Raw genomic sequence first — 11,510 nt, 5'->3', positions numbered from 1 at the left:
GATAATGCGCCCTATCCGAGTTCTGGGATAGGGCGCACTTCTATACACCTTTCGGTGTATTGTACGGTCTGCAATTTTGCGCAGCACCAAAGCCTCCCTTGTGTAAAGGGAGGTGGCACGGCGTAAGCCGTGACGGAGGGATTGTCATGCAGCCAAAGCACAATAAGCAGTTGGTTCCTTTGGCAAAACAGCTGCGAAAAGAAATGACCAAGGAAGAACGGCACCTATGGTATGATTTTCTGCGGTCCTACCCTGTCCGTTTTTCCAGACAAAAGGTGTTGGGAAAATATATCGCTGACTTCTATTGCGCAGAAGCAAAGCTTGTCATTGAGTTGGACGGTTCTCAACACTATGAGGATAGAAACATCAAAAAAGATGCAGACCGCACCGCTTTTCTGGAGGGATATGGTCTGAGAGTCATCCGTATTCCCAACAACGATGTCGGCAGAAATTTCTGTGGAGTTTGTGAGTATATCGATGCTGCGGTAAAGCAATCCCTCAGTCAGCTTCGCTGACAGCTCCCTTTACACAAGGGAGCCCTGGGCGCTGCCGCGCCAGTGCATAACATAAAAACCGGCCTATGATCGTAACCATAGGTCGGTTTAACTGTTTTACGAACCCCGCCCAAACTGCACCGGTTCTTTTTTGCTAATTTCTCATTTCTAATTCCTAATTACCTTCAACTCCTACTTTCTGCCTTTTACCTGCCTTCCATCCATTCGCATATTGCCTCATAATACGCCTTTGCGGCCTGTTTGGTGCCGCTGGGGGTGGCAAGGCGGGCGGCATCCTGGGGGTTGGTCAAAAAGCACTGTTCTACCAGCACCGCCGGGCAGTCGGCGTCCGCCAAAAGGCGGAAGGTCGGTTCATTGCGCGGGGTCTCGTCGCTGGATTCATACACCATGCGGTTATCGTATGTATCAAAATAAATGTACCGCACACCGTCCTGCCCGCGCAGGGGCTGGCCGGTCTGGGTGATCTTCTGGGCGGTCAGGCGGGCCAGGGCCACGCTCTCGTCATGGTATTGCTGCCCCGGCGGAATGGCGTAACATTCAAAGCCGCTGGCCGTGCCGCTCGGATCGGAATTGCCATGGATAGAAAACAGCAGCACTGCACCCGCGTCATTCGCGCGCTGGGCGCGTTCCGCCGGTTCCACGCGCGGCATATCGCTGTTCTGGCTTTCTTCCTCGGTAATGGTCAGCACCGGGGCATAGCGGCCATCCTGCTCCAGCAGGTTTACCAGCTCGTTGGCCACCTGCCAGGTCATCTCGTACTCCCACAGGCCGCTGCCCTCGCTGCCGGGGTCAGTGCCGCCGTGGCCGGGGTCGATTGCGATTACCGGCAGGTTCTTGTTCTGCACGGTGGTAAAAATCTTCTCTGTCAGCGTGCTGCCCTCTGCCGCAGCGCTCATCACCCCCGCGTGGGGCAAAATCACCCCCACAGTAACGGCCACCAGCGCAAACGCGAAGAGGAACATCCCTGTGCGCGCGTGCCGCTTCCAGCCGCGCCGCACCGGACGGCGGGCAGGCTGCTTTTTTCTGTAAACTGCCATCTTTTCTTCCTTACAACTCTATGGCGCCCCCGCATCCGCCTGGCGGTTTGTGTGCTGCCCTGCCGGATGCGGTTCTGCCTTATCTTTAATCTGCCCCTGCCTGTGATGCAGGGGAAATGTTCTCGTTCCTGGTTTCACTCAATAAAACGATGCAGCTCTGCGTTTTGTTACAACTTTTGTGCGGAAATTTTTTCCTATTGACTCTGGAGATTCATTCTTCGCCGCCTGCCAGCTCGCTCAGGTTCTGCACGCTGCCTTCGATATAATCAGAATAGGCATAACTCTCCCCCGCGTCCGCTTCGCTGGCTTCCAGCGCGGGGGCGGGCAGGTTCAGGTCCTGCGGGTCACAGTCCAGCCCAAAGCGCACCCGCAGCAGCGGTGCCATAATCTCTGGGTCCCACACAATCGCGCTGACGCTGTTCGTCTGCACTGCGTAAGCACTGGGGATGGTAAACACCACCTGTTCTGCCTGCAGGCTCTCCGCGCTGGCGGCAAGTTGCATCAGGGTATCCATATCCAAATTGGTCTGCATATAGGGCATAATGACCGGCACCAGCTTGGCGGCATCCACCAGGGTACAGCTTTGGGCATACCGCAGCAATCCGGCAAACACGCTGCGCAGCACGCGCTGGCGATCCATATCACCATACGCATAACTGCGGCGTTCCCGCACCAGGAACTCCACCGAGCTGCGGTCCAACAGGTACCTGCCTTTGGGCAGGTAGGAACCGCCGTTCTCTATTTCCTGCGGAATATCCACTTCTACCCCACCGATGTACTCCACAATATCGCCCAGGCCGTTCAGGTCCATGCCAAGGTAGCCATCCACCGGCAGGCCGGTCATGGCGGTGATTTCATCGCAAAGTCCCTGCAGACCGCCTGTCTCCCTGGCTACGGCATTGATACGCCCCGTTGTGCTGCCCTGGCCGGTGGGGTCTGCGGCGTTTTCTTCCCCCTCGCCTGCTTCCGCCTGTCCGGTGCTCCACCCCACATACAGGCTGGGCGGAACCTGCAGCACCTCCAGCTTGTTCCGGTCACAGTCCCACTGCAGATACAGGATCATATCCGTCAGGCCGATCTCTTCTTCGCCGTCCTCCGCCGAACGGTCATACCCGGCCACCACCAGGCTGATGGTACCTGTATAAGGCTCCGCCGGGTCGGGCTGGCCGGTCAGCAGCTGGCCGATGGGGTTTACACCCGCTGCAGCCGCCGATGTTTTATGCCTGGTATACCATCTTTCCGCCAGCCAAACGGCCGCCAGCACTGCCAACAATATCAGGACTACCGCAACTATTTTGCGATATTTTGCGCTTTCCTGTTTGTATCTTGTCATCCTGCACACCAACCTTTCCAAATCTACCATCGTTATCTGTATCATATCCTGTACTGGTATCAGAGTTGTAGCAAAAGATGACCAAAACGTACATAAATTACAATTTTTATACACGATAAAACGTTATTTTTCTTTTTTTGTCAAAAACGCCGGAAAATTTCATTTTTTCGATTTCCAAATATTGACATTGGTGGAAATTAAAGGTATACTGTGTATACAAAAAGCGTTGGTGTCGCTTTTTCCGGGTGATGTACTACATATGAAAGAGGTTAGCCTATGAAATCTACTGGAATCATCCGCAGTGTTGACAGCTTAGGCCGTTTTGTTCTGCCCAAGGAACTGCGAGATTCGTTTGGTATCACCACTGATACTCCCCTTGAAATCTTTACCGATGGTGATACCATCCTGCTGCGCAAGTACCGCGCAGACGGCTGCTGTGACCTGTGTGGTGAAGTAACTGGGGATAGCATTCTTTTCCGCGGCAAGCGCATCTGTGCAGCCTGCCGCAAGGAGCTTGCCAAACTGTAAGCTCTGCCGCACCGTTCACCCTTATACAAACACTGCCTGTCCCAATCCCTTGGGGCAGGCAGAATTTTTGTTATTTTGCAGCGGCATCCGGTTCAGGCATTGTGCTTGTGGATGACTTCCTCGCTGTTCTTGATCAGGTTCATCAGGCTGGTGGCGTGGCGCGGGTAATCCCTGGCCAGGGTCTCGGTGTTCATCTCAAAGGCAGCGGGGTCGGGGCATGCGCCGTTCTCCCCTGCCATGGTGGCCGAAAGCTCACCTTCCTGCAAGAACATTGCAGCATCGGCGTCACGCTCCCAGCGGGCGGGCGTTACGCGGAACATGCTGGCCACATTGCCCGGCGCAGCCTGGTACAGGCGGCGGAACATGCGGTAGACGGCCAGCATCAGATAATTGCTGACGGAAGTAACCACCCGCTTATCCTTGCACTGATCCAACCGGTCAAACAAAATGTCCAGCGAATTTTCAATCAGTTTTTTATACATGGTGGGCAGCACGCTGCCGCGGTAAATGCTGCCGGAGGTTGCGCCGCCGGCATCGGGCAGCTCTTCCACCTTGATGGTCTGGCCGCTGCGCTCTGCACTGCGCCCCAAAAGGTAGTCACAGGAAACATTATAGTAATCCGCAATCTGCACCACAAATTCAAGGCCGCATTCCCGGATGCCTTTCTCATAATGGGAAAGCTGCGCCTGGCTGATGCCAAGCTCCTGCGCCGCCTGTTTTTGGGTAATGCCCCGCTCTTTGCGCAGCAGGGTAATGATGCGGTTAAATTCCATTGCCATCTTGTTGCCATCCTTCACACTTTACCAGAACGCAGCGCGCAAAAGCCGCACAGGGTTTGCGCTGCATCGCCAGGGCGCAGGGGCCGGACATTCCGCCGGTTCCTGCAGCACCTTAGGGGCCGGCACGCCCCCGCCGTTCTGTTTTCCGCCTTGCGGGTTTGCACCGCTGCCTGCCGCCTTACACCCTGCCGGGCTTGCGGCAGATAAAGACCCCAAAATGCGCAGAAATCCCCCAAAGCACACCGGAATGTAGCTTAAGGGTTCGCTGCGCCGTGTTGGGCCGGGTAGGCATCCTATTGGCAGGAACCGCGCTTTTGTGCGCCGCTTTTGGCTGCGGCACAAATGCGGGCTCTACTGCATTCTACATGGTGTAAATTATATCTGCCAAAAAACGATTTGTAAACATCAAATTCGCCAATTTTTTGTCAATTTTTTCGGTATTTCCTTCAAAGCGGGCCAAACAAACTAGATATTGACATTTTGCGTGTTTTCCTGTACAAATATTGTGTGTCTTTTTTCACCCGTTCTTATTTTGTAACCATTTTGTAATCTCTTTTTGCAACATATATCCGTCAGGAGGTTTTGTTTTTGAAATATTATAAACTGCATCTGATCCGCCACGGCCTGACCCAGGGCAACCTGGATGGCCGCTATATCGGCAGCGGCACAGACCTGCCCCTGTGCGCGGAGGGCCGCGCCCAGCTGGAGGAGCTGAAAGCCAAGTTCCAGTATCCGGATGTTCCGCTTGTGTTCTGCTCCCCCATGCTGCGCGCCCAGCAAACAGCGGAAGTGCTGTTCCCCAACGCCAAGCTCACGATTTTGCAGGACCTGCGGGAGATGAACTTTGGCAAGTTTGAAAACCGCCCCATCACTGAACTGGTCAAGGACCCGGAGTTTGCCCAGTGGATGGACCCCACCAGCCGCACCAACCCCGATGGTGCCGAGGACCGCAAAGCCTTCTACGACCGCACCAACGTGATGCTGATGAAGCTGTTTGAATACCAGCTGCGCACCCATACCGAGGAAGCTGCCTGCATCACCCACGGCGGCGTGATCATGAACATGATGGCCAACCACGTTCTGCCGCAGCACAAGCCGGAGGAATGGATGACCGACCCCGGCTGTGGCTACAGCCTGCGCCTGGACGCCGAAATGTGGATGCGCGACCATATTGCCGAAGCTTTTGACATTGTGCCCTATGGCTACCTGGACGGTGCGGAAGAGTAATCCCGTCAACACCGCCAATATCAACCAAATGCCGCCCCTGTTTTGGCAGGGACGGCATTTTATTTTTGGGTTTTCTGTTGTGGGTCAGCCTGCGTTTTCCCCGTTGGCTGAATCCGGTTCGCTCTGGGGTTCCTCGGCACTGTCGGCGGCGGGCTCGGTGTTCCCGTCGGGTTCCTCCGCGGGCTGCAAAGCGGCAAGCTCGGCAGCGGCGGCGTCATAGGCCGCCTGGGCCTCCGCCACACGCTGGCTGGCGGCATCGTCATCGGCGCTGTCTGCCGTTCCGGCTGCATCCTGCTGGGCCTGCAGGGCTTCATTCAGGGCAGTCTGGGCCTGGTTCAGCTTGTCCTGGGCATCCACAAGGGCCTGGGCGCGTTGCTGTTCCAGCTCAGCAGCCTCGGCGGCTTCGTCCGGCACGGCGCTGTCCAGCAGGGCCGGTTTTTCCGGCAATGCCTGCTCGTTACCGTCCCCGTCCAACAGGCGCAGGGCCTGGCCATAATAGCCGCCCCAGATGGCAAGAAAGCTCTTGCCGGGATTCACATCCAGCGTTTTACCACTGGTATCGGTCAACTGCAGCGGCGCTGTGGCATCGCCCTTGGTCCACTGGATGGTCTCCCATCCGCCTTTTGTCAGGTAAATGCCGGTGCCTCCGGTCAGGTCATACTGGCGGGTCACGCCGTCATCCTTTACGCCGGAGGAAGCATACAGTACAAACACATTGGTGAACGCTGCCTGCTCGTTATTGCCCGCATCCATCATGGGGCTGCCATCGGCATTGTTTTTCAGGTACAGGCCCACTTCCGGCGAATAAACCAGTTCTTCGGTATCCTTGTTGGAAAAGGTGATATACAGGCTTTTGGCATTCTGCTGCTCCGGGTCCTTGCGCTGGATAAAGTGGAACAGCGGCATGTTGGCACCGGCGGTATCAGTGTTATAGGTTGCCAGGCCGGTATTGATCAGATCTTTTGTGGTGTACCAGCAGTTTTCCTCCCGGTAGCCGCTGTTGGCGCGGTCCTCGTCAAAGGCAAAACCTGCGGTGCCCGCATGGTAGCCGTCCAGATCCTGGTATTGCAGCACGTTCAGCAGGTTGGAAGCATACACGCTTTTGTTAATGTGTACCGGAACGGCATTCAGCGGCAGCACCAGCTGTAGCGGCAGATCCCGCCCTGGGGCCACCGGGCCGGCTTTTTCCACGCTGTCCACACTGGCAAACACCGCGGTCAGCCCGGCAGTCTTGCCCTCGGTCACGCCCTCGATCAGCACATCCGCAGCGGCAATGCCCCACTGGGGGGTGCTGCCATCCCCGGTGCGGATGCTGACCGCCACCGGGCGCTGGTTGGTATAATCGCCCTGCTCCCCGGTCAGGGGGTTCGTTTCGGGTTCCGGCGTTGGGGTGGGTGCTTCTGTCGGCTCTGCTGTGGGCTGCGCTGTGGCCGCTGCGGTGCCTTCCGCCGGGGCGCAGCCTGCCAGCAGCACAGCCAGCGCCAGGGCTGCGGCACACAGGGGGTATTTTTTCTTGTTTGAACGCTCAGTCATACAGACTCCTGTTATAAAAAAGTACCCGCCCTGCGGGCGGGCACTTTAGACTGTCGAAAAAAATTCTAAAAGCCATTCCAAGCGGCAGACATGCGCCGACGCTTGGAATACCTTGCGAGCGAAAAAGGCATGATGACATGCTTTTTTTGCGATGGAGTGGTTTCAAAGGAGAGGTGCAGGAGCGTGGCGCTCCGGCGTCACGCTCAATCCGCCCAGGGGATATCCTCACCGCTGTCATCGCTGGCGGTGTCATCTGCGCTGCTCTGGTCGGCGGCATCCTGCTGCGGGGTGTTGTCCTGCTGGGGGGCAGACTCCGCGCTCTGGCTGTCATTGCTGGTATTGGTGGTGGTGCTGCTCTGGGTGGTGCTCTGGGTATTGCTTTCGGTGTTGCCCACAGCCTGGTTGTTGCGCGCTGCGCTGACCAGGTCGGTGGTGGAAGCCCCCAGGCTTTCACCCGCCTTGGCGTCGGCATCAATGGAAGTGTTGGAAGCGCTTACCGTTGCGGCATCCAGGTCAAAGTCGGCCAGGTTGCCCACCTTCAGGTTGATGGCTTCGTCCACATCCACAATGGTCACATAACTCTTGCCAATATTGATCTCGCAGGGGGTATCGCTGCACTGGCCGTTTTCGTCCAGATAGTACAGGCGCAGGGCTTCCAGCGGGGTACCCTTCTGCCAGTAGATCTTTTCGCACTTGCCGCCATAGAAGTAATAGCCGATGCCGCCCCAGCTGTATTCTACATACTGCAGGTCCTTGGCTTCGTGGCCGGGGTAGGTGTGAATATCGGTGAACAGAACGATCACATTGGGGAATTGCAGCTGATAATCGTTGTACTCTTCGTCAATGGTATCACGCCAGTTGCCGGAGAAGTTCTGCTGCATCAGGTAGACGTTGTTGGTGCTATCGTACAGGAAACGGGTCTTGTAGGACTGGCTGTGGCTGATCTCCACATATTCGCCGTCCTTCACCACCGGGCCGTCCTTGGTGGTCAGCTGGGAATCCTGGGACTGGGTCAGGTCGCGCACCGGGTTATCCTGGCGGTAATCCACAAAGTTAAAGAAAGTGGAATTGTAGGTGCGGTTCATATCCACATTGTTGTTGGTGATATACTTTTCAATGTTTTCGCCGCTGGTGTACATCGTGTGTTCCAGTGCCAGGCCGTTGCCATAGCTCAGGCCGCGCCAGTTCACACGGTTGTAATCACGGTAGCCGGAAGCACCATCGTTGTTGTTCAGCAGGCCGTAATCATAATCCAGGGCGTACTGCTGCATGACAACAGACTGGCCTTCGTGGATATACAGGGCCTGCCAGGGCAGGATCAGCTGGAAGAACTGGTCACGGCCGGAACGGATGGGGCCAATCTCATCAATATCGTGGTAATCATTGAACACCGGCATAAAGCGGGTGATGCCGCCTTCCACCTTGATTTCAAACAGCATCTGCGCCTTGGAAAGGCCACGCTGCGGGCGGGCGTCCACAAGGTTGTTCACCATAAGGGCGGTAATGCGCTGGCCCTCTGGATAATTTTCGCCTTTAGCCTCGCCGGTCAGCACATTGGCTTCATACGGGGGCAGGGTCGGGGTGGGTTCCGGGGTAGCCTCGGCCTCGCTGCTGGCGGCGTTGGATTCCGGCGTAATGGGCGAGATTTGATCATCGGTTTTGCCGCAGGCAACCAGGATCGCACAAGCTGCCATAACGGCCAGAGTGCAAAGGATATTACGTTTCATCGGCTGGGTCCTCTTTTCTGCTCATACAGCTGGATGGATAAAATCCTGCCCGGCCCAAAGCTCCGGGCAACGTATAGATTTATTGTACTTGTTTTGTAATGATTTGTAAAGATTAAAACCAGATTTTACATGTCACCGCGGCATACCACCCACACCCCACCCGCATTTTTTTGTTGCTCTTGGCCGCCAACACTGATATAATAAATAAGTATATTTCAAGCGCAGTGCTTGTTAAAACAAAGGAGATTCTACCGCCATGGGACTTTTTTTCTCTTCTGACCGCTTTACCCGTCCCGGACCGGGCGTGCGCCCGGACGCCCCGCGCAAAAAGGGTGTTGCCCGCCTGGCCGAAATTATGGGCCGCGATATGTGGAACTTTTTCCGCGCCGGTTTCCTGGCTTTCCTGGGCTGCCTGCCTTTCATTATCGGTATGTTTTTTGCCGTTGAAACGCACGCGCTGCTGTTCATGCTGCTGGCCGGTATCATCGGCGGCCTGATTGCAGGCCCGGAGCTGAGCGCCATGGCTGATACCGTGCTGCGCAGCCTGCGCGATGAACCTGGCTACTGGTGGGAAACCTACCGCCGCGTGTGGAAGCGCAACGCCAGGGAAAGCCTGATTCCCGGCATGCTGACCGGCCTGGTGCTTTCGATGCAGATCTTTACCCTGTTCCACATGTCGGTCATCAGCGCCGGTATTGTTACCTGGGTGCTGCTGATCCTAAGCTTTGTGGTAACGCTGGGCTTGGAAAGTTACATCTGGCCGCAGATTGCCCTGCTGGATCTGCCGCTGTACGGCATTTTGAAAAACAGCCTGCTGCTGTTCTTGGGCTACTTGCCCCGCAGCCTGGGTGCCATCGCCATCAAAGCCGTGTATTGGGGCGCCATTTTGCTGTTCTTCCCGCTGACGACGATCATTCTGCCGTTCACCAACTTCTGGCTGCCGATGCTTCCTGCCCTGCTGTGCATCTACCAGCCGCTGAACAAGTGCTTTACCATTGAAAGCACCATCAACAAGATGCGCGAAGACGAACTGAACGCCGCCCTCGCCAAAGATAACGAGCCCCTGCCCGAAAACCCCACCGAGAAAGCCGAAGAATCCACCGAAGCTTCCTCCGACGACTCTTCCTCCGACGTCCAGTAATCCATTTACTAAGCGATATAAAAAAGCGCACAGCGCCCGATCTATCGGCGCTGTGCGCTTTTTCCTTTCATTGCTAATTTCTAATTATTTAATGTAGTTTACCCCCATGATCGCCACCCCCAGCACAACCAGCACAACGCCGGTGGCGCGGTTCAGGGTGGCGGGGCTGGCCTTGTTGGCGAAGCGTGCGGCAATGCGCGCCCACAACAGCGTGGACCCCACACAGAACACCAGGCACCACAGGTCCGGCATACCGCCGATGGCAAAGTGGCTGACGGCACCGGTAAAGGCTGTAAAGGTCATAATGAATACGCTGGTACCCACAGCGGTTTTCAGCTCATACCCCAGCACACTGGTCAGGATCAACAGCATCATCATGCCGCCGCCTGCACCGATAAACCCGCAGATAAAGCCGATCATCACACCACAGATCACCGACTGTACAAACCGCTTTTTGGGATCTACCGCTTCCATTGCGTTCTTGGTGGTCATAACCGGCTTTACAATAAACTTAACGCCGAGCAGGAATGTCATAAATACCGAGAAACTGCCCATCGTGCTGTTGGGCACCTGGCTGGAGATCCAGCTGCCCACCATGGTAAAGCACAAAACCGATACCATCATCACAACGCCGTTGCGAATGTCCAGATTTTTGTTTTTGCCATAAGTATAAGCGCTGACTGCGCTGGCCAACACATCGCTGGCCAGTGCAATGCCCACAGCCTCGTAAGCGGGCATATCCAAAAAGGTAATGAGCATCGGGCTGATGACCGCCGCCGCGCTCATGCCGGCAAAGCCGGTGCCAAGGCCCGCGCCGATGCCGGCAATAAAGCACACGATAAATTTAATCAACATTGTCATTGCTTTTATCCTCCAGATACTTTTCCACGTTTTTGCGGATGCGCTCCATGCTGCGCTGCATATGCTCCAGCTCTTCGGGGGTAAATCCATCCAACAGCGCCGCGCCAAACTGTTCCTGTGCGCTGCGCCCGGCCGCTATCATCGGCTGCGCGGGGTCACACAGGCGCAGGTGGGCGGTTTTGCGATTTTCCAACTGGTATTCCCGCCGCAAGCAGCCGCGGGCTTCCAGATTTTTGATTGCCGCCGACACCTGAGATTTTGCTAAAAAGCGAACCTCCACAATATCGGTTGCCGTATCATAGCGGGTGTTGTTCGCTAAAAACAGCAAAATATCCAGCTCAATGCGCGTTAAGCCATATTTAGCGCACACCGGGCTGACAAATTCAGAATATAACGTTTTTACCGCGTTCTGTTGCTCCAGCGGGTTGACCAGCTGCATTTCGCATTCTCCTTTCTGTATTTTGTTCATTTTTGAACTATTTTATCACAGCTTTCTCTTTTGTCAAGAGGGGCACCAGCTGCCAGGTTTTTACACTTGTCACTTTAGCCGCTATTTTTGTTCATTGCTCGCTTCTCTGTTTTTTCGTTATGGTCATGGGCTTTACTTTCCCTGTCAACGCCCTCTGCCTGAAAGCGCACAGCTTTTGGCCCACTGTTCTTTTGCACGCCAGTCACAATGTATTTGTGCGCTCCATCTTTAATTCCGCTACTGTGAACGGCCCTTATACACAATACTATCAATTATTTTTACTTTTTGTCTTACCTATTAAAATAAGAATGTCATAAATGATTAACCCATGATGGAATCTTTCCTTCACGGTGAAAAAAA

The 11,510-nt window shown here is 55.3% G+C and carries 11 protein-coding genes; 4 read left to right on the top strand and 7 right to left on the bottom strand.

Annotation, left to right across the window (positions count from 1 at the left end):
• Window positions 1–146 precede the first annotated feature (146 nt).
• Window positions 147–515 (top strand): endonuclease domain-containing protein, encoded by a 369-nt coding sequence (locus tag PG062_RS10810; protein ID WP_114000183.1) that lies wholly within the window; start codon window positions 147–149, stop codon window positions 513–515.
• Window positions 516–700: 185 nt separating this feature from the next.
• Here PG062_RS10810 and PG062_RS10805 read toward each other — a convergent pair whose 3' ends face one another.
• Window positions 701–1,552 (bottom strand): N-acetylmuramoyl-L-alanine amidase family protein, encoded by an 852-nt coding sequence (locus tag PG062_RS10805; RefSeq protein ID WP_270752278.1) that lies wholly within the window; start codon window positions 1,550–1,552, stop codon window positions 701–703.
• A 211-nt stretch (window positions 1,553–1,763) separates the two neighbouring features.
• Window positions 1,764–2,816 carry an LCP family protein gene (locus PG062_RS10800; protein ID WP_270752285.1) on the bottom strand — a complete coding sequence of 351 codons (1,053 nt, stop codon included), beginning with the start codon at window positions 2,814–2,816 and terminating at the stop codon, window positions 1,764–1,766.
• Window positions 2,817–3,161: 345 nt separating this feature from the next.
• On the opposite strand from PG062_RS10800, the gene PG062_RS10795 reads away from it, so the two are divergent.
• On the top strand, window positions 3,162–3,413 hold the full coding sequence (locus PG062_RS10795; protein WP_270752277.1) for an AbrB/MazE/SpoVT family DNA-binding domain-containing protein: 252 nt from the start codon (window positions 3,162–3,164) through the stop codon (window positions 3,411–3,413).
• A 92-nt stretch (window positions 3,414–3,505) separates the two neighbouring features.
• On the opposite strand, the gene PG062_RS10790 is transcribed toward PG062_RS10795, so the two are convergent.
• Window positions 3,506–4,192, bottom strand: a complete 687-nt coding sequence (locus PG062_RS10790) for a helix-turn-helix domain-containing protein (protein ID WP_270752276.1) — start codon at window positions 4,190–4,192, stop codon at window positions 3,506–3,508.
• 588 nt (window positions 4,193–4,780) lie between these two features.
• Here PG062_RS10790 and PG062_RS10785 point away from each other — a divergent pair.
• On the top strand, window positions 4,781–5,419 hold the full coding sequence (locus tag PG062_RS10785; RefSeq protein ID WP_114000179.1) for a histidine phosphatase family protein: 639 nt from the start codon (window positions 4,781–4,783) through the stop codon (window positions 5,417–5,419).
• An 84-nt stretch (window positions 5,420–5,503) separates the two neighbouring features.
• Here the strand turns inward: PG062_RS10785 and PG062_RS10780 are convergent, their stop codons facing one another.
• Window positions 5,504–6,952 (bottom strand): DUF3048 domain-containing protein, encoded by a 1,449-nt coding sequence (locus tag PG062_RS10780; protein ID WP_270752275.1) that lies wholly within the window; start codon window positions 6,950–6,952, stop codon window positions 5,504–5,506.
• 203 nt (window positions 6,953–7,155) lie between these two features.
• Complete coding sequence (locus PG062_RS10775) at window positions 7,156–8,679, bottom strand: DUF3048 domain-containing protein (protein ID WP_270752274.1); 1,524 nt, start codon at window positions 8,677–8,679, stop codon at window positions 7,156–7,158.
• 256 nt (window positions 8,680–8,935) lie between these two features.
• Here PG062_RS10775 and PG062_RS10770 point away from each other — a divergent pair, with 256 nt between their 5' ends.
• Window positions 8,936–9,820, top strand: coding sequence for a YesL family protein (locus PG062_RS10770; RefSeq protein ID WP_114000176.1), 885 nt, complete (start codon window positions 8,936–8,938; stop codon window positions 9,818–9,820).
• 84 nt (window positions 9,821–9,904) lie between these two features.
• Here the strand turns inward: PG062_RS10770 and PG062_RS10765 are convergent, their stop codons facing one another.
• Both PG062_RS10765 and PG062_RS10760 read right to left on the bottom strand, forming a co-directional pair.
• Window positions 9,905–10,675, bottom strand: a complete 771-nt coding sequence (locus PG062_RS10765) for a sulfite exporter TauE/SafE family protein (protein ID WP_333559415.1) — start codon at window positions 10,673–10,675, stop codon at window positions 9,905–9,907.
• A complete protein-coding gene (locus PG062_RS10760) occupies window positions 10,665–11,120 on the bottom strand; it encodes a MarR family winged helix-turn-helix transcriptional regulator (RefSeq protein WP_270752272.1) in 456 nt (151 codons plus the stop codon). Before PG062_RS10760 ends, PG062_RS10765 begins: the two co-directional genes overlap by 11 nt.
• Window positions 11,121–11,510: the final 390 nt, after the last annotated feature.

The sequence above is a fragment of the Gemmiger qucibialis genome (assembly GCF_027689445.1).
Lineage (GTDB): Bacteria > Bacillota > Clostridia > Oscillospirales > Ruminococcaceae > Gemmiger > Gemmiger qucibialis.
This window is presented reverse-complemented; position numbering and strand designations above follow the sequence as displayed.

Excerpts from the sequence above, each read along its gene's own strand:
- PG062_RS10810 (WP_114000183.1), top strand. The coding sequence starts at position 147 with ATGCAGCCAAAGCACAATAAGCAGTTGGTTCCTTTGGCAAAACAGCTG.
- PG062_RS10805 (WP_270752278.1), bottom strand. The coding sequence starts at position 1,552 with ATGGCAGTTTACAGAAAAAAGCAGCCTGCCCGCCGTCCGGTGCGGCGC.
- PG062_RS10795 (WP_270752277.1), top strand. The coding sequence starts at position 3,162 with ATGAAATCTACTGGAATCATCCGCAGTGTTGACAGCTTAGGCCGTTTT.
- PG062_RS10790 (WP_270752276.1), bottom strand. The coding sequence starts at position 4,192 with ATGGCAATGGAATTTAACCGCATCATTACCCTGCTGCGCAAAGAGCGG.
- PG062_RS10780 (WP_270752275.1), bottom strand. The coding sequence starts at position 6,952 with ATGACTGAGCGTTCAAACAAGAAAAAATACCCCCTGTGTGCCGCAGCC.
- PG062_RS10775 (WP_270752274.1), bottom strand. The coding sequence starts at position 8,679 with ATGAAACGTAATATCCTTTGCACTCTGGCCGTTATGGCAGCTTGTGCG.
- PG062_RS10770 (WP_114000176.1), top strand. The coding sequence starts at position 8,936 with ATGGGACTTTTTTTCTCTTCTGACCGCTTTACCCGTCCCGGACCGGGC.
- PG062_RS10765 (WP_333559415.1), bottom strand. The coding sequence starts at position 10,675 with ATGTTGATTAAATTTATCGTGTGCTTTATTGCCGGCATCGGCGCGGGC.
- PG062_RS10760 (WP_270752272.1), bottom strand. The coding sequence starts at position 11,120 with ATGCAGCTGGTCAACCCGCTGGAGCAACAGAACGCGGTAAAAACGTTA.